General features: G+C 56.7%; 32 protein-coding genes. All 32 read left to right on the forward strand.

Annotated features, from left to right (window positions below):
* Window positions 1–15 precede the first annotated feature (15 nt).
* The 32 genes from tuf (at window position 16) to bfr (ending at window position 17,333) form a co-directional block, all read left to right on the forward strand.
* Window positions 16–1,209 (forward strand): elongation factor Tu, encoded by a 1,194-nt coding sequence (gene tuf, locus QZ497_RS01935; RefSeq protein ID WP_295470585.1) that lies wholly within the window; start codon window positions 16–18, stop codon window positions 1,207–1,209.
* A 140-nt stretch (window positions 1,210–1,349) separates the two neighbouring features.
* The gene (rpsJ, locus tag QZ497_RS01940) at window positions 1,350–1,661 is read left to right on the forward strand and encodes a 30S ribosomal protein S10 (RefSeq protein ID WP_003186070.1); all 312 of its coding nucleotides are present in this window, start codon (window positions 1,350–1,352) and stop codon (window positions 1,659–1,661) included.
* An 81-nt stretch (window positions 1,662–1,742) separates the two neighbouring features.
* Window positions 1,743–2,378, forward strand: coding sequence for a 50S ribosomal protein L3 (rplC, locus tag QZ497_RS01945; protein ID WP_045484141.1), 636 nt, complete (start codon window positions 1,743–1,745; stop codon window positions 2,376–2,378).
* A 12-nt stretch (window positions 2,379–2,390) separates the two neighbouring features.
* On the forward strand, window positions 2,391–2,993 hold the full coding sequence (gene rplD / locus QZ497_RS01950; RefSeq protein WP_295470596.1) for a 50S ribosomal protein L4: 603 nt from the start codon (window positions 2,391–2,393) through the stop codon (window positions 2,991–2,993).
* A complete protein-coding gene (gene rplW / locus QZ497_RS01955) occupies window positions 2,990–3,289 on the forward strand; it encodes a 50S ribosomal protein L23 (RefSeq protein ID WP_056836280.1) in 300 nt (99 codons plus the stop codon). Before rplD ends, rplW begins: the two co-directional genes overlap by 4 nt.
* A gap of 14 nt (window positions 3,290–3,303) precedes the next feature.
* Window positions 3,304–4,128, forward strand: coding sequence for a 50S ribosomal protein L2 (rplB, locus tag QZ497_RS01960; protein ID WP_295470598.1), 825 nt, complete (start codon window positions 3,304–3,306; stop codon window positions 4,126–4,128).
* A gap of 16 nt (window positions 4,129–4,144) precedes the next feature.
* A complete protein-coding gene (rpsS, locus tag QZ497_RS01965; RefSeq protein ID WP_004883670.1) occupies window positions 4,145–4,420 on the forward strand; it encodes a 30S ribosomal protein S19 in 276 nt (91 codons plus the stop codon).
* A gap of 13 nt (window positions 4,421–4,433) precedes the next feature.
* Entirely contained in the window at window positions 4,434–4,766 is a 333-nt protein-coding gene (gene rplV / locus QZ497_RS01970; RefSeq protein WP_002555485.1) for a 50S ribosomal protein L22, read from the forward strand.
* Window positions 4,767–4,779: 13 nt separating this feature from the next.
* Window positions 4,780–5,466 carry a 30S ribosomal protein S3 gene (rpsC, locus tag QZ497_RS01975; RefSeq protein ID WP_295470604.1) on the forward strand — a complete coding sequence of 229 codons (687 nt, stop codon included), beginning with the start codon at window positions 4,780–4,782 and terminating at the stop codon, window positions 5,464–5,466.
* A gap of 12 nt (window positions 5,467–5,478) precedes the next feature.
* Window positions 5,479–5,892 (forward strand): 50S ribosomal protein L16, encoded by a 414-nt coding sequence (gene rplP / locus QZ497_RS01980; RefSeq protein ID WP_225788816.1) that lies wholly within the window; start codon window positions 5,479–5,481, stop codon window positions 5,890–5,892.
* Window positions 5,892–6,083, forward strand: a complete 192-nt coding sequence (gene rpmC, locus QZ497_RS01985; protein WP_002555481.1) for a 50S ribosomal protein L29 — start codon at window positions 5,892–5,894, stop codon at window positions 6,081–6,083. The genes rplP and rpmC overlap by 1 nt, the downstream gene beginning before the upstream one ends.
* A gap of 2 nt (window positions 6,084–6,085) precedes the next feature.
* Window positions 6,086–6,352, forward strand: a complete 267-nt coding sequence (rpsQ, locus tag QZ497_RS01990) for a 30S ribosomal protein S17 (RefSeq protein WP_045484121.1) — start codon at window positions 6,086–6,088, stop codon at window positions 6,350–6,352.
* A 23-nt stretch (window positions 6,353–6,375) separates the two neighbouring features.
* Entirely contained in the window at window positions 6,376–6,744 is a 369-nt protein-coding gene (gene rplN, locus QZ497_RS01995) for a 50S ribosomal protein L14 (RefSeq protein ID WP_045484118.1), read from the forward strand.
* An 11-nt stretch (window positions 6,745–6,755) separates the two neighbouring features.
* Entirely contained in the window at window positions 6,756–7,070 is a 315-nt protein-coding gene (gene rplX / locus QZ497_RS02000; protein WP_295470610.1) for a 50S ribosomal protein L24, read from the forward strand.
* A 20-nt stretch (window positions 7,071–7,090) separates the two neighbouring features.
* Window positions 7,091–7,630, forward strand: a complete 540-nt coding sequence (gene rplE / locus QZ497_RS02005; RefSeq protein WP_295470612.1) for a 50S ribosomal protein L5 — start codon at window positions 7,091–7,093, stop codon at window positions 7,628–7,630.
* Between the two features lie 14 nt (window positions 7,631–7,644).
* Window positions 7,645–7,950, forward strand: a complete 306-nt coding sequence (rpsN, locus tag QZ497_RS02010; protein WP_295470614.1) for a 30S ribosomal protein S14 — start codon at window positions 7,645–7,647, stop codon at window positions 7,948–7,950.
* 208 nt (window positions 7,951–8,158) lie between these two features.
* Window positions 8,159–8,551, forward strand: coding sequence for a 30S ribosomal protein S8 (rpsH, locus tag QZ497_RS02015; RefSeq protein WP_045484105.1), 393 nt, complete (start codon window positions 8,159–8,161; stop codon window positions 8,549–8,551).
* A 13-nt stretch (window positions 8,552–8,564) separates the two neighbouring features.
* Window positions 8,565–9,098 carry a 50S ribosomal protein L6 gene (gene rplF, locus QZ497_RS02020; protein WP_295470616.1) on the forward strand — a complete coding sequence of 178 codons (534 nt, stop codon included), beginning with the start codon at window positions 8,565–8,567 and terminating at the stop codon, window positions 9,096–9,098.
* Window positions 9,099–9,108: 10 nt separating this feature from the next.
* On the forward strand, window positions 9,109–9,459 hold the full coding sequence (gene rplR, locus QZ497_RS02025; RefSeq protein ID WP_002555473.1) for a 50S ribosomal protein L18: 351 nt from the start codon (window positions 9,109–9,111) through the stop codon (window positions 9,457–9,459).
* A gap of 3 nt (window positions 9,460–9,462) precedes the next feature.
* A complete protein-coding gene (gene rpsE / locus QZ497_RS02030) occupies window positions 9,463–9,963 on the forward strand; it encodes a 30S ribosomal protein S5 (RefSeq protein ID WP_295470619.1) in 501 nt (166 codons plus the stop codon).
* Between the two features lie 2 nt (window positions 9,964–9,965).
* Complete coding sequence (gene rpmD, locus QZ497_RS02035) at window positions 9,966–10,142, forward strand: 50S ribosomal protein L30 (RefSeq protein ID WP_295470621.1); 177 nt, start codon at window positions 9,966–9,968, stop codon at window positions 10,140–10,142.
* Window positions 10,143–10,145: 3 nt separating this feature from the next.
* Window positions 10,146–10,580, forward strand: coding sequence for a 50S ribosomal protein L15 (gene rplO, locus QZ497_RS02040; RefSeq protein ID WP_295470622.1), 435 nt, complete (start codon window positions 10,146–10,148; stop codon window positions 10,578–10,580).
* Entirely contained in the window at window positions 10,581–11,912 is a 1,332-nt protein-coding gene (secY, locus tag QZ497_RS02045) for a preprotein translocase subunit SecY (RefSeq protein ID WP_295470624.1), read from the forward strand.
* A gap of 28 nt (window positions 11,913–11,940) precedes the next feature.
* Complete coding sequence (rpmJ, locus tag QZ497_RS02050; RefSeq protein WP_002555468.1) at window positions 11,941–12,057, forward strand: 50S ribosomal protein L36; 117 nt, start codon at window positions 11,941–11,943, stop codon at window positions 12,055–12,057.
* Window positions 12,058–12,187: 130 nt separating this feature from the next.
* The gene (rpsM, locus tag QZ497_RS02055; protein ID WP_295470626.1) at window positions 12,188–12,544 is read left to right on the forward strand and encodes a 30S ribosomal protein S13; all 357 of its coding nucleotides are present in this window, start codon (window positions 12,188–12,190) and stop codon (window positions 12,542–12,544) included.
* Between the two features lie 30 nt (window positions 12,545–12,574).
* A complete protein-coding gene (rpsK, locus tag QZ497_RS02060) occupies window positions 12,575–12,964 on the forward strand; it encodes a 30S ribosomal protein S11 (RefSeq protein WP_065759197.1) in 390 nt (129 codons plus the stop codon).
* Between the two features lie 18 nt (window positions 12,965–12,982).
* The gene (gene rpsD, locus QZ497_RS02065; RefSeq protein WP_295470634.1) at window positions 12,983–13,603 is read left to right on the forward strand and encodes a 30S ribosomal protein S4; all 621 of its coding nucleotides are present in this window, start codon (window positions 12,983–12,985) and stop codon (window positions 13,601–13,603) included.
* A gap of 22 nt (window positions 13,604–13,625) precedes the next feature.
* Window positions 13,626–14,627: a DNA-directed RNA polymerase subunit alpha gene (rpoA, locus tag QZ497_RS02070; RefSeq protein WP_295470635.1), complete on the forward strand. Its 1,002-nt coding sequence runs from the start codon at window positions 13,626–13,628 to the stop codon at window positions 14,625–14,627.
* Between the two features lie 41 nt (window positions 14,628–14,668).
* Entirely contained in the window at window positions 14,669–15,055 is a 387-nt protein-coding gene (gene rplQ / locus QZ497_RS02075; protein ID WP_295470636.1) for a 50S ribosomal protein L17, read from the forward strand.
* Between the two features lie 88 nt (window positions 15,056–15,143).
* Entirely contained in the window at window positions 15,144–15,269 is a 126-nt protein-coding gene (locus QZ497_RS02080; protein WP_295470637.1) for a hypothetical protein, read from the forward strand.
* Entirely contained in the window at window positions 15,266–16,714 is a 1,449-nt protein-coding gene (locus QZ497_RS02085) for a catalase (RefSeq protein WP_295470638.1), read from the forward strand. Before QZ497_RS02080 ends, QZ497_RS02085 begins: the two co-directional genes overlap by 4 nt.
* A gap of 154 nt (window positions 16,715–16,868) precedes the next feature.
* Window positions 16,869–17,333: a bacterioferritin gene (gene bfr / locus QZ497_RS02090; protein WP_295470639.1), complete on the forward strand. Its 465-nt coding sequence runs from the start codon at window positions 16,869–16,871 to the stop codon at window positions 17,331–17,333.
* The last annotated feature ends 79 nt before the right edge of the window (window positions 17,334–17,412 follow it).

The following is a 17,412-nucleotide window of genomic DNA, read 5'->3' on the forward strand; positions in this document are numbered from 1 at the left end:
TAGGAGTTCACTGTCGTGGCTAAAGAAAAATTTGAACGTAACAAACCGCACGTCAACGTTGGCACCATCGGTCACGTTGACCACGGTAAAACCACTCTGACCGCTGCTCTGACTCGCGTTTGCTCCGAAGTTTTCGGTTCGGCTCGCGTTGACTTCGACAAAATCGACAGCGCCCCAGAAGAAAAAGCTCGTGGTATCACCATCAACACCGCTCACGTAGAGTACGACTCCAACATTCGTCACTACGCGCACGTTGACTGCCCAGGCCACGCCGACTACGTCAAGAACATGATCACCGGTGCTGCCCAGATGGACGGCGCGATCCTGGTCTGCTCGGCTGCCGATGGTCCGATGCCACAAACTCGTGAGCACATCCTGCTGTCCCGTCAGGTTGGCGTTCCGTACATCGTTGTCTTCCTGAACAAGGCTGACATGGTTGACGACGCTGAGCTGCTGGAACTGGTCGAGATGGAAGTTCGCGACCTGCTGAGCACCTACGACTTCCCAGGTGACGACACTCCGATCATCATCGGTTCGGCTCTGATGGCTCTGAACGGCGAAGATACCAACGAAATGGGTACTTCGGCTGTCAAGAAGCTGGTTGAGACTCTGGACACCTACATCCCAGAGCCTGAGCGTGCTATCGACAAGACCTTCCTGATGCCGATCGAAGACGTGTTCTCGATCTCCGGTCGCGGTACCGTTGTTACCGGTCGTGTTGAGCGTGGCATCATCAAGATCCAGGAAGAAGTCGAGATCGTTGGTCTGCGTGACACCACCAAGACCACCTGCACCGGCGTTGAAATGTTCCGCAAGCTGCTGGACGAAGGTCGTGCTGGCGAGAACTGCGGCGTTCTGCTGCGTGGTACCAAGCGTGACGACGTTGAGCGTGGTCAGGTTCTGGCCAAGCCAGGCACCATCAAGCCTCACACCAAGTTCGTGGCTGAAGTCTACGTTCTGAGCAAGGAAGAGGGTGGTCGTCACACTCCTTTCTTCAAAGGCTACCGTCCTCAGTTCTACTTCCGTACTACTGACGTGACTGGTTCCTGCGAACTGCCAGAAGGCGTTGAAATGGTAATGCCAGGTGACAACATCCAGATGGAAGTCACCCTGATCAAGCCAATCGCGATGGAAGACGGTCTGCGTTTCGCCATCCGTGAAGGCGGCCGTACCGTTGGTGCTGGCGTTGTAGCTAAAATCATCGCCTAATCCGCGATCGATTTGAAAAGCCCCCGCCCTGCGGGGGCTTTTTTATTGGGTTGACACTACCCTGGGGCATCTATAGAATTGCGCCTCCTTTTAACGGGCGTATTGCGCTCGGTGGGATAGCAATCGGAGTCTGGAATCCAATGCAAAATCAGCAAATCCGTATCAGGTTGAAGGCTTTTGACCATCGCCTGATCGACCAATCAACCCAGGAAATCGTGGAAACCGCGAAGCGTACTGGGGCACAGGTGCGTGGTCCTATTCCACTGCCTACCCGCAAAGAGCGGTTCACCGTTCTGGTTTCCCCGCACGTCAACAAAGACGCGCGTGACCAGTACGAGATCCGTACTCATAAGCGTGTTCTGGACATCGTCCAGCCAACGGATAAAACCGTTGACGCGCTGATGAAGCTCGACCTTGCGGCCGGCGTGGAAGTACAGATCAGCCTCGGCTAAGACTCGGGTCTTGGTCGTGTAACGCTCTGAAATGGGCGGCCATAGCGGGTGAAAGCCCCGTACACTCATGAGGTTTACAACATGACTATTGGTGTAGTCGGTCGTAAGTGCGGCATGACCCGCATTTTCACCGAAGAAGGTGTCTCCATTCCGGTCACGGTCATCGAGATCGAGCCGAATCGCGTCACTCAGTTCAAAACCGAAGAAACCGATGGCTATCGTGCAGTGCAAGTCACTGTCGGTGAGCGTCGTGCTTCGCGCGTGACCGCTGCTCAAGCGGGTCACTTCGCCAAGGCGAACGTTGCTGCAGGTCGTACCGTCCTGGAATTCCGTCTTGAAGAAGGCGAATACAAGGCTGGCGATCTGATCAATGCCGAAATCTTCGCTGCTGGTCAACTGGTCGATGTGACCGGTCAGTCCAAAGGTAAGGGTTTCGCGGGTACTATCAAGCGCTGGAACTTCCGCGGCCAAGATAATACCCACGGCAACTCCGTCTCCCACCGCGTCCCAGGCTCTATCGGCCAGTGCCAGACTCCTGGTCGTGTATTCAAGGGCAAGAAAATGTCCGGTCATATGGGCGCTGAGCGCGTGACCGTGCAATCCCTTGAAGTAGTGCGCGTGGACGCTGAACGCAATCTGTTGTTGGTCAAGGGCGCTGTTCCTGGCGCTACTGGCGGCAACCTGGTTGTACGTCCAGCAGCCAAGGCTCGCGGTTAAGGGGAAGCTGACATGCAATTAAACGTAAATGACGCTCAAGCCATCGAAGTTTCCGAACTGACATTTGGCGGCGAATTCAACGAGACCCTGGTGCACCAGGCAGTCGTGGCCTACATGGCTGGCGGCCGTCAGGGCAGCAAGCAGCAGAAGAGCCGTTCCGACGTTGCTGGTGGCGGTAAGCGCCCATGGCGTCAGAAAGGTACTGGCCGCGCTCGTGCCGGTACTATCCGTAGCCCACTGTGGCGCGGCGGTGGTACCACCTTCGCTGCTCGTCCTCAGGATCACTCCCAGAAGCTCAACAAGAAGATGTATCGCGCTGCACTGCGCTCCATCCTCGCTGAGCTGGTTCGTACCGACCGTCTGGTCGTGGTTCAGGACTTCGCTGTCGAAGCGCCGAAAACCAAAGACCTGCTGGGTAAACTGAATGGTCTGGGCCTGACCGACGTGCTGATCGTTTCCGACGCCGTTGACCAGAATCTGTACCTGGCTGCTCGCAACCTGCCGCACGTCGACGTACGTGACGTCCAGGGTTCCGATCCGGTCAGTCTGATCGCCTACGACAAGGTTCTTATCACCGTGTCGGCCGTGAAGAAATTCGAGGAGCTGCTGGGATGAACCAGGAACGCGTATTTAAAGTTCTGCTTGGCCCGCACGTATCCGAGAAGGCCACAGTTCTGGCTGACAAGAAAGGTCAGTTCGTTTTCAAAGTTGCCACCGACGCAACCAAGCTGGAAATCAAGAAGGCCGTTGAGGCTCTGTTCAGCGTGAAAGTAGAACGCGTCACTACCCTGAACGTTCTGGGTAAGACTAAGCGTACTGCTCGCGGTCTGGGCAAGCGCAATGACTGGAAGAAGGCAGTTATCTCCCTTCAGCCAGGCCAAGATCTCGATTTCAGCAGCAGTGCTGAGTAAGGAAGGGGTGCATCATGGCAATCGTTAAATGCAAACCGACTTCCCCTGGCCGCCGTTTTGTGGTCAAGGTGGTCAACCAGGGGCTGCACAAAGGCGCTCCTCACGCACCGCTGCTCGAGAAGAAATCGAAGTCTGGTGGTCGTAACAACAATGGCCGCATCACTACTCGTCACGTTGGTGGTGGTCATAAGCAGCATTACCGTCTGGTCGACTTCCGTCGCAACGACAAGGATGGCATCGCTGCCATCGTCGAGCGTATCGAATACGACCCGAACCGTACTGCTCACATCGCCCTGCTGCGTTATGCAGATGGCGAGCGTCGCTACATCATCGCCCCTAAAGGCGTGAGCGCTGGCGACCAGCTGATCTCCGGTGCTCTGGCCCCTATTAAGGCCGGTAACACCCTGCAGCTGCGCAACATCCCTGTTGGTAGCACCGTACACGCTATCGAACTGAAGCCTGGCAAAGGTGCCCAGATCGCTCGCTCCGCTGGCGCTTCCGCCCAGCTGGTCGCTCGTGAAGGCGTCTACGTGACTCTGCGTCTGCGCTCCGGCGAAATGCGCAAAGTCCTGGCCGAGTGCCGCGCGACCCTGGGTGAAGTCTCGAACTCCGAGCACAGCCTGCGTTCGCTGGGTAAAGCTGGTGCCAAGCGCTGGCGTGGCGTTCGCCCAACCGTTCGTGGTGTTGCCATGAACCCGGTTGACCACCCACACGGTGGTGGTGAAGGTCGTACCTCCGGTGGTCGTCATCCGGTATCGCCATGGGGCTTCCCAACCAAGGGTGCCAAAACCCGTGGTAATAAGCGTACCGACAAAATGATCGTCCGTCGTCGCAAGTAAATAGAGGGATACGACAGTGCCACGTTCTCTGAAAAAAGGTCCTTTTATTGATCTTCACCTACTGAAGAAGATCGAAGTGGCGGCGGAAAAGAACGATCGCAAACCAGTTAAGACCTGGTCTCGTCGTTCGATGATCCTGCCACAAATGGTCGGTCTGACCATCGCTGTACACAACGGCCGTCAACACGTACCGGTTCTGGTAAGTGAAGACATGGTCGGCCATAAACTGGGCGAGTTTGCCGGTACCCGTACTTATCGCGGGCACGTGGCAGACAAGAAAGCCAAGCGTTAAGGGGTAAGGAACGATGGAAGTAGCCGCTAAGTTGTCGGGCGCTCGAATCTCCGCCCAGAAAGCCCGCTTGGTCGCCGACCAGATCCGCGGGAAGAAGGTGGGCGAAGCGCTCAACCTGCTGGCTTTCAGCAGTAAGAAAGCCGCCGAGATCCTGAAAAAAGTGCTGGAGTCGGCCGTAGCCAACGCCGAGCATAACGAAGGCGCAGACGTTGATGACCTGAAGGTCTCCACCGTTTTCGTCAACGAAGGGCGTTCGCTGAAGCGCATCATGCCACGTGCCAAAGGCCGTGCTGATCGCATCGTCAAGCGGTCTTGCCATATCACTGTCAAGGTTGCTGACAAGTAACGGAGTCGAAGAGATGGGTCAGAAAGTACATCCCATTGGCATTCGCCTGGGAATCGTCAAGGAGCACACCTCCGTCTGGTACGCAGACGGCAGCACTTACGCAGACTACCTGCTGGCAGATCTGCGAGTGCGTGAGTACCTCCAGGACAAACTAAAAAGCGCGTCCGTTAGCCGTATCGATATCCATCGTCCGGCTCAGACAGCACGCATCACCATCCACACCGCTCGTCCCGGCATCGTGATCGGCAAGAAAGGTGAAGATGTTGAAAAACTGCGTCAGGACCTGACCAAGCAAATGGGTGTGCCTGTGCACATCAATATCGAAGAGATCCGCAAGCCGGAGCTCGACGGTATGCTGGTTGCCCAGAGCGTAGCTCAGCAGCTGGAGCGTCGTGTCATGTTCCGTCGCGCCATGAAGCGCGCCGTACAGAACGCCATCCGCATCGGTGCCAAAGGCATCAAGATCCAGGTGAGCGGTCGTCTCGGTGGTGCTGAAATCGCACGTACTGAATGGTATCGCGAAGGTCGTGTGCCTCTGCACACCCTGCGTGCCGACATTGACTATGCCACTTACGAAGCGCACACCACCTACGGTGTGATCGGTGTCAAGGTTTGGATCTTCAAAGGCGAAGTGATTGGTGGTCGCCAGGAAGAGCTGAAGCCTCAAGCGCCAGCGCCTCGTAAAAAAGCTGCCAAGTAAGGGGTACGCCAAATGTTGCAACCAAAGCGTACGAAGTTCCGCAAGCAAATGACCGGCCACAACCGTGGTCTGGCTCTGCGCGGTAGCAAGGTCAGCTTCGGCGAGTTCGCGCTGAAAGCTGTTTCCCGCGGTCGTCTCACCGCTCGTCAGATCGAGTCGGCACGTCGTGCCCTGACCCGTCACGTAAAACGTGGCGGCAAGATCTGGATCCGTGTGTTCCCGGACAAGCCGGTTACCAAGAAGCCTCTCGAAGTGCGGATGGGTAAAGGTAAGGGTTCGGTTGAATACTGGGTTGCTCAGATCCAGCCAGGCAAAGTCCTGTACGAGATCGAGGGTGTTTCTGAAGAGCTGGCGCGTGAGGCTTTTGCCCTGGCTGCTGCGAAGCTGCCACTCGCCACCTCCTTTGTTAAGCGGACGGTGATGTGATGAAAGCGAATGAACTTCGTGAAAAATCAGCACAGCAGCTGAACGAGCAACTGCTCGGCCTGCTGCGCGACCAGTTCAATCTGCGCATGCAGAAAGCAACTGGCCAGTTGGGGCAGTCGCACCTGCTCTCGCAAGTTAAGCGTGACATCGCTCGCGTGAAAACTGTGCTCAACCAGCAGGCAGGTAAGTGATCATGGCTGAAGCTGAAAAAACCGTCCGCACGCTGACTGGCCGTGTCGTCAGCGACAAAATGGACAAGACCATCACCGTACTGATCGAGCGTCGCGTAAAGCACCCGATCTACGGTAAATACGTTAAGCGTTCGACTAAGCTGCACGCGCATGACGAAACCAACCAGTGCCATATCGGCGACAAGGTCACCATTCGTGAGACCCGTCCGGTAGCCAAGACCAAGTCCTGGGCCCTGGTTGAAATCGTCGAACGCGCTGTGGAAGTCTAAGGGCTAGGGGTCGGAGAAATTTTATGATTCAGACTCAATCCATGCTCGATGTGGCCGATAACAGCGGCGCTCGCCGCGTTATGTGCATCAAGGTGCTGGGTGGCTCCCATCGTCGTTACGCTGGTATCGGTGACATCATCAAAGTAACCGTCAAAGAAGCCATTCCTCGCGGCAAAGTGAAGAAAGGCCAGGTGATGACTGCTGTGGTAGTCCGCACCCGTCACGGCGTTCGCCGTGCAGACGGTTCGATCATTCGCTTCGATGGTAACGCTGCTGTTCTGCTGAACAACAAGCAAGAGCCGATCGGCACCCGTATCTTCGGGCCAGTGACTCGTGAACTTCGCGGTGAGAAGTTCATGAAGATCGTCTCGCTCGCCCCTGAAGTGCTGTAAGGAGATCCGACATGCAAAAGATTCGTCGTGACGACGAGATCATCGTGATCGCCGGCAAAGACAAAGGCAAGCGCGGTAAGGTGCTGAAGGTTCTCGCTGACAACCGTGTGGTTGTCGGTGGCGTGAACCTGGTGAAGCGTCATACCAAGCCGAACCCGATGTCGGGCGTTCAGGGCGGTATCGTCGAGAAAGAAGCGCCTCTGCACGCTTCCAACGTCGCCATTTTCAACAGCGAAACCAACAAGGCTGATCGCGTTGGCTTCAAAGTAGAAGACGGCAAAAAAATTCGTGTCTTCAAGTCGACCCAAAAAGCGGTTGATGCTTGAACACTGCTAGGTAGAAGACCATGGCACGACTGAAAGAGATTTATCGGAAGGAAATCGCTCCGAAGCTTAAGGAAGAACTTAAGCTGGCGAACGTGATGGAAGTTCCGCGCGTTACCAAAATCACCCTGAACATGGGTCTGGGCGAAGCGATCGGTGACAAGAAAGTCATCGAGCACGCTGTTGCCGACCTGGAAAAGATCACTGGTCAAAAGCCAGTCGTGACTTTCGCTCGCAAGTCCATCGCGGGTTTCAAGGTTCGTGAAGGTTGGCCGATCGGCGTCAAGGTAACCCTGCGCCGCGATCGTATGTACGAATTCCTGGATCGTCTGCTGTCGATCTCCCTGCCTCGGGTTCGCGACTTCCGCGGCCTGAATGCCAAGTCCTTCGATGGTCGTGGCAACTACAGCATGGGCGTGAAAGAGCAGATCATCTTCCCGGAAATCGATTACGACAAGATCGATGCTCTGCGCGGTCTGGACATCACCCTGACCACCACTGCCAAGAACGACGAGCAAGGCCGCGCACTGCTGCGTGCGTTCAAGTTCCCGTTCCGTAACTGATTGGAGTCAGGATTATGGCCAAGAAGAGCATGAAGAACCGTGAGCTGAAGCGTCAGCTCACCGTTGCCAAGTACGCCAAGAAGCGTGCAGAGCTGAAAGCGATCATCGTGGATCTGAACGCAAGTCCAGAAGCCCGTTGGGAAGCAAGCGTAGCCCTGCAGAAGCAACCACGTGACGCCAGCGCCTCGCGCCTGCGTAACCGTTGCCGCCTGACTGGCCGTCCGCACGGCGTTTACCGCAAGTTCGGCCTCGGCCGTAACAAGCTGCGTGAAGCTGCCATGCGCGGTGACGTGCCAGGTCTGGTCAAGGCCAGCTGGTAATCCCTCTCGTCTCGCGGCGTCGGCGGTGAATACCACCGGTCGCTGCGAAGCCCGAGACACGATCAAGCCCCTTTTGGGGCTTGATTCGTTTCTGGCGTACGTCTAGAATTGCCGGCTCGCCTGAGCCCGTGGTTTTTGTGCCCGGAGTTGCTCGGCGACATGCTGTAGCCGAAAGGCTAATTTTTTTTGTATCAGGAGCGTCTAGCCCATGAGTATGCAGGACCCGTTAGCGGACATGCTAACTCGTATCCGTAATGCCCAGATGGCTGAAAAGCCCGTTGTGAGCATGCCATCCTCCAAGCTGAAGGTGGCTGTAGCCAAAGTTCTGAAAGACGAAGGCTACATTGCGGGTTATCAGGTCAGCAGTGAAGTCAAACCTTCGCTGTCCATTGAGCTGAAATATTTCGAAGGCCGTCCGGTCATCGAAGAAGTCAAACGCGTCAGCCGTCCAGGCCTGCGTCAATACAAGTCCTCCGATGATCTGCCAAAAGTACGTGGCGGCCTCGGTGTGTCTATCGTCTCCACCAACAAAGGTGTGATGACTGATCGTGCTGCACGCGCTGCCGGTGTTGGCGGCGAAGTGCTCTGCACTGTGTTCTAAGGGGGGATAAGCAATGTCTCGCGTAGCTAAGAACCCCGTTAAGCTGCCATCCGGCGTCGAAGTCAAACTCGCTGGTCAGCTGCTTTCCGTCAAGGGCGCCAAGGGCACCCTGGAACTGAATGTCCACTCGTCCGTTGAGGTCGTTGAAGAAGCCGGTGAGCTGCGTTTCGCTGCTCGCAATGGCGATCAACAGACTCGCGCAATGGCCGGTACCACCCGTGCACTGGTCAACAACATGGTCCAGGGCGTCAGCCAAGGCTTCGAGCGTAAGCTGCAGCTGGTCGGTGTTGGTTACAAGGCTCAGGTCAAAGGCACCGTCCTGAACCTGGCGCTTGGCTTCTCGCACCCAGTGGATTACGAACTGCCGAAAGGCATCACCGCTGAGACCCCTAGCCAGACCGATATCCTGATTCGTGGTATCGACAAGCAGCTGGTTGGTCAGGTGGCCGCTGAGATCCGCGACTTCCGCCGTCCTGAGCCGTACAAAGGCAAAGGTGTGCGTTACGCGGACGAAGTCGTCCGTCGTAAAGAAGCCAAGAAGAAGTAGGGCATAGCAAATGACCGTCAAAAAAGTTACCCGACTGCGTCGCGCTCGCAAAGCACGCCTGAAAATGCACGAACTCGAAGTCGTTCGTCTCTGCGTGCACCGCTCTTCGCAGCACATCTACGCCCAGGTCATTTCGGCCGACGGCAGCAAGGTCCTGGCAAGCGCCTCGACTTTGGACAAAGAACTGCGTGATGGTGCCACCGGCAACATCGACGCTGCCACTAAGGTTGGCAAGCTGGTTGCCGAGCGCGCTAAAGCCGCTGGCGTATCGCAAGTCGCTTTCGACCGTTCTGGCTTCAAGTACCACGGCCGTGTCAAAGCGCTGGCTGATGCTGCTCGTGAAGGCGGGCTGGAGTTCTAAGTTATGGCAAACAACGAGCAAAAACGCGACGAAGGCTACATCGAGAAGCTGGTTCAGGTTAACCGCGTTGCCAAGACCGTAAAAGGTGGTCGTATCTTCACTTTCACCGCGCTGACCGTGGTAGGTGATGGTAAGGGCCGTGTCGGCTTCGGCCGTGGCAAATCCCGCGAAGTGCCTGCTGCCATCCAGAAAGCGATGGAAGCTGCTCGCCGCAACATGATCCAGGTCGATCTGGACGGCACCACCCTGCAGTACGCTACCAAGTCCGCTCACGGCGCTTCGAAGGTGTACATGCAGCCTGCTTCCGAAGGTACCGGCATCATCGCCGGCGGCGCAATGCGTGCCGTCCTGGAAGTCGCTGGTGTCCAGAACGTTCTGGCCAAGTGCTATGGCTCGACCAACCCGGTAAACGTGGTTCACGCCACTTTCAAGGGTCTGAAGGCCATGCAATCTCCTGAGTCCATCGCTGCCAAGCGTGGCAAGCGCGTTGAGGAGATCGTCTGATCATGGCTACCTTAAAAGTTACGCTGATCAAGAGCGTTGCCGGCCGTCTGCCTAACCACAAACTGTGCGTTAAGGGTCTGGGTCTGCGTCGCATCGGTCACACCGTAGAAGTCCAGGATACTCCCGAGAACCGCGGGATGATCAACAAGGCTTACTACCTGCTGCGCGTCGAGGGTTAATCGATGAAACTCAATGATCTGAGTCCAGCTCCGGGTTCCCGTCCCGAGAAGCACCGTCCGGGCCGTGGTATCGGTAGCGGTCTGGGCAAGACCGGTGGCCGTGGTCACAAAGGTCAGACTTCCCGTTCCGGTGGCTCCATCGCCCCTGGTTTCGAGGGTGGTCAACAGCCTCTGCACCGTCGTCTGCCTAAGTTCGGTTTCGTATCCCTGAAAGCCATGGACCGCGCCGAAGTGCGTCTGTCCGAGCTGGCCAAGGTGGAAGGCGACGTCGTAACCGTGCAGTCCCTGAAAGATGCCAACGTGATCAACCAAAACGTTCAGCGTGTGAAAATCATGCTGTCCGGTGAAGTGGCTCGCGCTGTCACCATCAAGGGTATCGCCGCCACCAAGGGTGCGCGTGCGGCTATCGAAGCAGCTGGCGGCAAGTTCGAGGAATAAATGGCTAAGCAAGGTGCTCTCTCAGCGCTCAGCAAAGGCGGACTGTCCGAGCTCTGGGCTCGACTGCGTTTTCTGTTCCTGGCGATTATCGTCTATCGGATCGGTGCGCATATCCCAGTGCCTGGTATCAATCCAGACCGGCTGGCGGAACTGTTTCGACAGAATGAGGGGACCATTCTTAGCTTGTTCAACATGTTCTCCGGTGGCGCACTGGAGCGGATGAGCATCTTTGCACTGGGGATCATGCCGTACATCTCGGCTTCGATCATCATGCAGCTGATGACCGCCGTCAGTCCGCAACTGGAGCAGTTGAAGAAGGAAGGTGAGGCTGGTCGTCGCAAGATCAGCCAATACACCCGCTATGGCACCGTAGTCCTGGCCCTGGTTCAAGCTATCGGCATGTCCGTTGGCCTGGCCGGTCAGGGCGTCGCGTTTTCTGCAGACTTCGGCTTCTACTTCGTGGCCGTCACCACCTTCGTGGCGGGGGCGATGTTCATGATGTGGCTGGGTGAGCAGATCACCGAGCGCGGTGTCGGTAACGGTATCTCGATGTTGATCTTCGCAGGTATCGTTGCTGGTCTTCCGAGGGCTATCGGGCAGTCTTTCGAGTCTGCACGCCAAGGCGATATCAACATTTTCGCGTTGGTTGCCATCGGTTTGCTGGCGGTAGCGATCATCGGTTTCGTGGTGTTCATCGAGCGTGGCCAGCGTCGTATCGCTGTGCATTACGCCAAGCGTCAGCAGGGCCGCAAGGTCTTCGCTGCGCAGACCAGCCACCTGCCGCTGAAAGTGAACATGGCTGGCGTCATTCCAGCCATTTTTGCGAGCAGCATTCTGCTGTTTCCGGCTTCGTTGGGTTCCTGGTTCGGTCAGTCCGAAGGTTTGGGCTGGTTGCAGGACATCTCGCAGTCGATCGCTCCTGGTCAGCCGTTGAACATTCTGCTGTTTAGTGCAGGGATCGTTTTCTTCTGCTTCTTCTACACGGCGTTGATGTTCAATCCGAAAGACGTAGCGGAAAACCTGAAGAAGTCCGGTGCCTTTATTCCGGGTATCCGTCCGGGCGAGCAGTCGGCACGCTACATTGATGGCGTTCTGACCCGTTTGACCATGTTCGGTGCTCTTTATATGACGGCCGTGTGCCTGCTTCCCCAGTTCCTGGTGGTGGCGGCCAACGTTCCGTTCTACCTTGGCGGGACCTCGTTGCTGATCGTGGTCGTGGTTGTGATGGACTTCATGTCGCAAGTACAATCGCACCTCGTTTCGCACCAGTATGAATCCCTGATGAAGAAAGCCAACCTGAAGGGCTACGGCGGCAGCGGCATGCTGCGCTGAGAGACCCATAAGGTTCGAGGAGTTGGTGATGAAAGTTCGTGCATCGGTGAAAAAGCTGTGCCGTAACTGCAAGATTATTCGCCGCGAAGGTGTGGTTCGAGTAATTTGCAGCGCGGAACCACGTCATAAGCAGCGCCAAGGCTGATTGTGAGCTGTGCTTAAGCCCAGCAGCTAGTGTGCTGCTGGGTTGATTATTTGTTACTACAGCGATATTATCTCGCGCCCTATTTCTTGGCTTCCGGGGCGTAGGTAGCTGTCAATTGGAGTCCCACTGAATGGCCCGTATTGCAGGCGTTAACATTCCAGATAACAAGCATACTGTTATCTCGCTGACCTACATCTACGGTGTTGGTCGCACCACTGCACAGAAAATCTGTGCGGATGCCGGTGTAAACCCGGCCGCGAAGATCAAGGATCTGAGCGACGAGCAGATCGAACAGCTGCGTGGCGAAGTCGCGAAGCTCACCACTGAAGGTGACCTGCGTCGCGAAATCAACATGAAAATCAAGCGCTTGATGGACCTGGGCTGCTACCGCGGTCTGCGTCATCGTCGTGGTCTGCCAGTACGCGGTCAGCGTACCAAGACCAACGCGCGTACTCGCAAAGGTCCGCGTAAGCCGATCCGCAAGTAATCGCTCCAGCGTTTCGACAGGAATTTAGTCATGGCAAAACCTGCTGCTCGTCCTCGTAAAAAAGTTAAAAAGACAGTGGTTGATGGCATCGCCCACATCCATGCGTCTTTTAACAACACCATCGTCACCATTACCGATCGTCAAGGTAACGCTCTGTCCTGGGCTACCTCCGGCGGTTCGGGTTTCCGTGGTTCCCGCAAGTCCACCCCGTTCGCTGCTCAGGTAGCTGCAGAGCGTGCTGGTCAGGCCGCGCTGGAATACGGTCTGAAGAACCTCGACGTGAACGTCAAGGGTCCAGGCCCAGGTCGTGAGTCCGCTGTTCGTGCTCTGAACAGCTGTGGCTATAAGATCGCCAGCATCACCGACGTGACGCCAATCCCGCACAACGGGTGCCGTCCGCCGAAGAAGCGCCGCGTGTAATCCAGGAGACTGTAAGAAATGGCTCGTTACATTGGTCCAAAATGCAAACTGGCTCGTCGTGAAGGTACTGACCTTTTCCTGAAGAGCGGTGTGCGCGCACTCGAATCCAAGTGCAACATCGAAGCAGCTCCAGGCATCCACGGCCAGCGCCGTGGCCGTCAGTCCGACTACGGCACCCAGCTGCGTGAAAAGCAAAAAGTACGTCGTATCTACGGTGTTCTCGAGCGTCAGTTCAGCGGCTACTACAAGCAAGCCGCGAGCAAGAAAGGTGCAACCGGTGAGAACCTGCTGCAACTGCTCGAATGCCGTCTGGACAACGTCGTATACCGCATGGGCTTTGGCTCGACTCGTGCCGAATCCCGTCAGCTGGTTTCGCACAAGTCGATCAGCGTCAATGGCAAGACTGTAAACATTCCTTCGTACCAGGTTCGTGCCGGCGATGTCGTCGCTGTTCGTGAAAAGGCGAAGAACCAGCTGCGTATCGTCCAGGCTCTGGAACTGTGTGCTCAACGTGGCCGCGTAGAATGGGTAGACGTAGACACTGAGAAGAAATCGGGCGTTTTCAAGAGCGTTCCGGCTCGCAGTGATCTATCCGCCGACATCAACGAAAGCCTGATTGTCGAGCTCTACTCCAAGTAAGGGCTAGAAAATAGGTGCATCCATGCAGATTTCGGTAAATGAGTTTCTGACACCCCGTCACATCGACGTTCAGGTTGTCAGTCCAACCCGCGCCAAGATCACGCTCGAGCCTCTCGAGCGTGGCTTTGGCCACACCCTGGGCAACGCGTTGCGCCGCATCCTGTTGTCCTCCATGCCCGGCTGTGCAGTAGTCGAGGCCGAGATCGACGGTGTACTCCACGAGTACAGCGCGATCGAAGGTGTACAGGAAGACGTGATCGAAATCCTGTTGAACCTCAAGGGCCTGGCTATCAAGCTGCACGGTCGAGACGAAGTTACGCTGACCTTGTCGAAAAAGGGTTCGGGGGTGGTTACCGCTGCCGATATTCAGCTGGATCATGATGTCGAGATCGTCAATCCCGATCACGTAATCGCTAACCTGGCGTCCAACGGCGTCCTGAACATGAAGCTCACCGTAGCTCGTGGTCGTGGTTATGAGCCGGCCGACTCGCGTCAAAGCGATGAAGACGAAAGCCGTAGCATCGGTCGTCTTCAGCTGGACGCTTCGTTCAGCCCGGTACGTCGCATCGCCTACGTGGTGGAAAACGCCCGTGTCGAGCAGCGTACCAACCTGGACAAGCTGGTTATTGATCTGGAAACCAACGGTACCCTGGATCCTGAAGAGGCTATCCGTCGTGCTGCAACCATCCTGCAACAGCAGCTGGCTGCATTCGTCGACCTCAAAGGTGACAGCGAGCCCGTTGTAGTCGAACAGGAAGACGAGATCGATCCGATCCTGCTCCGTCCGGTTGACGATTTGGAACTGACTGTACGTTCGGCCAACTGCCTGAAGGCGGAGAACATCTACTACATCGGCGACCTGATTCAGCGCACCGAAGTAGAGCTGTTGAAAACTCCGAACCTGGGCAAGAAGTCCCTGACCGAAATCAAGGACGTATTGGCCTCCCGTGGTCTGTCACTCGGCATGCGCCTCGACAACTGGCCGCCGGCAAGTCTTAAGAAAGACGACAAGGCCACGGCCTGATCGTCGTAATCACCGAACGCGAGTTTGGTAAGGAATGAACCATGCGTCATCGTAAAAGTGGTCGTCACCTGAGCCGCACCAGCGCGCACCGCAAGGCCATGTTTCAAAACATGGCTGTGTCGCTGTTCGAGCACGAGCTGATCAAAACTACCCTGCCTAAAGCCAAGGAACTGCGCCGCGTTGCCGAGCCGCTGATCACCCTGGCCAAGGAAGACAGCGTCGCCAACCGTCGTCTGGCTTTCGACCGTACTCGTTCGAAAGCTGCCGTAGGCAAGCTGTTCAACGATCTGGGCAAGCGCTATGCAACCCGTCAGGGCGGCTACCTGCGCATCCTGAAGTGCGGTTTCCGCGCTGGCGACAACGCCCCTATGGCGTACGTCGAGCTGGTTGATCGTCCAGTCGGTGGTGCTGTAGAAGCCGCTGAGTAAGACGTCAGTCTGATCACAAGAAACCGGGCCTAGTGCCCGGTTTTTTGTTTTCCGCTTGTCTCGTTTGAAGATATCCATCGAGTTCGTCATGGGCATTGACGATGCCTATCAACGTTTAACACTCAATCAATTTACCCCTGTCACGAATATGGACAATACTCTTGCTCATGCCGGTTACCCGGACCTAAAAAAGCCTGAGGAAGATAACCCATGAGCCAGAACAAAACGCTTACGACCGCCAGCGGTGCACCGGTTGCTGACAATCAGAACTCTCGCTCGGCAGGCCCTCGTGGACCCTTGTTGCTGGATGATTTCCACCTGGTCGAGAAGCTCGCCCACTTCAACCGCGAGAACATCCCTGAGCGTCGTGTGCATGCCAAGGGCTCGGGTGCTCACGGGACCTTCACCGTTACCCGCGACATCACCCAGTACACCAGCGCCAAGCTGTTCGAGTCGGTCGGCAAGCAGACGCCGATCTTCCTGCGTTTCTCCACTGTGGGTGGTGAGCGTGGTTCGGCAGATACCGAGCGCGATCCGCGTGGCTTCGCGGTGAAGTTCTACACCGAGGAAGGTAACTGGGACATCGTGGGCAACAACACGCCGGTCTTCTTCATTCGTGACCCGATGAAATTCCCCGATTTCATCCATACCCAGAAGCGTCTGCCGCAGAGCAACCTGAAAAGCCCGCAAATGATGTGGGACTTCTGGTCGCATTCGCCCGAAGCGCTGCATCAGGTCACCATCCTGTTCTCCGACCGAGGCATTCCGGACGGCTACCGCCACATGCACGGCTTCGGTAGCCACACCTACAGCCTCATCAATGCCGCTGGTGAGCGCCATTGGGTGAAGTGGCACTACAAGACTCGCCAAGGCATCAAGAACCTGTCGCCGGCCGATGCCGCGCGTATCGCCGGTACTGATCCGGACTACGCCCAGCGCGACCTGTTCGACGCCATCGAGCGCGGTGATTACCCGAAATGGCAGGTGTGCATCCAGATCATGACCGAGGCACAGGCCAACAGTCATTACGAGAACCCCTTCGACGTGACCAAGACCTGGTCGCAGAAGGAGTTCCCGCTGATCGAAGTGGGCGAGCTGGAACTCAACCGCAACCCGCTCAACTACTTCGCCGAAGTCGAGCAAGCCGCGTTCGGGCCGAGCAACATGGTGCCGGGTGTCGGTCTTTCGCCTGACCGCATGCTGCAGGGCCGCGTGTTCGCCTATGCCGATGCGCACCGCTACCGCGTAGGCACCAACCACCAGCATCTGCCGATCAACGCCGCCAAGAGTCCGGTGCATACCTACCAGCGTGACGGGGCCATGGCTTACGGTGACAACGGCGGCGCTGCGCCGAACTACGAGCCCAACAGCTACGCCGATGCGCCGAAACAGGCGCCACGCTATGCCGAGCCGGCCCTGGCCCTGAGCGGTGCTGCGGATCGTCACGACCATCGTGAAGATACCGACTACTACAGCCATGCCGGCAAGCTGTTCAACCTGATGAACGACGAGCAGAAAGCCCTGCTGATCAGCAACATCGCCGGCGCCATGAGTGGCGTCAGCAATGACGTCGTACAGCGTCAGTTGCAGCATTTCTACAAGGCTGACCCTGCCTACGGCGAAGGTATCGCCAAGGCCCTGGGTGTAACCTTGAGCTAAGTCGTAGTGAGAAACGAAACCGCCCTCATTTGGGCGGTTTTCGCTTCTGGATAACCGATTTTCACTGCTTTTTAGTGAATTATTCTTCGGTTGTCCGTGACCTTCGGCGGGGCTTGGTTCAAAATACAGCCTTTCTGTAGGGAGTATTCTGGCGATGCAAGGCCACCCGGACGTAATCGATTATCTCAACACATTGCTCACCGGCGAGTTGGCTGCCCGTGACCAGTACTTCATCCATTCGCGCATGTATGAGGACTGGGGGTTCACCAAGCTCTACGAGCGCATCAATCACGAGATGGAAGAAGAGGCGCAGCACGCCGATGCGCTGATGCGCCGTATCCTGATGCTCGAAGGCACCCCGCGCATGCGCCCTGACGACCTCGACGTCGGCACCACTGTGCCGGAGATGCTCGCCAGCGACCTGCGCCTGGAATACAAGGTGCGCGCCGCGCTGTGCAAAGGCATCGAGCTGTGCGAACAGCATGGCGACTACATCAGCCGTGACATCCTGCGCGCCCAGCTGGCCGACACCGAGGAAGACCACACCTACTGGCTGGAAAAGCAGCAGGGTCTGATCAAGTCCATCGGGCTGCAGAATTACCTGCAATCGCAACTCTGATTCACCGCCGGTGGGCTTGCAAAAAGGCCGGGCCAGACGAAGTGTCTGGCCCGGCCTTTTTTTCGCCTGATGCCCGCTT

This window comes from uncultured Pseudomonas sp. (assembly GCF_913777995.1).
Classification (GTDB): domain Bacteria; phylum Pseudomonadota; class Gammaproteobacteria; order Pseudomonadales; family Pseudomonadaceae; genus Aquipseudomonas.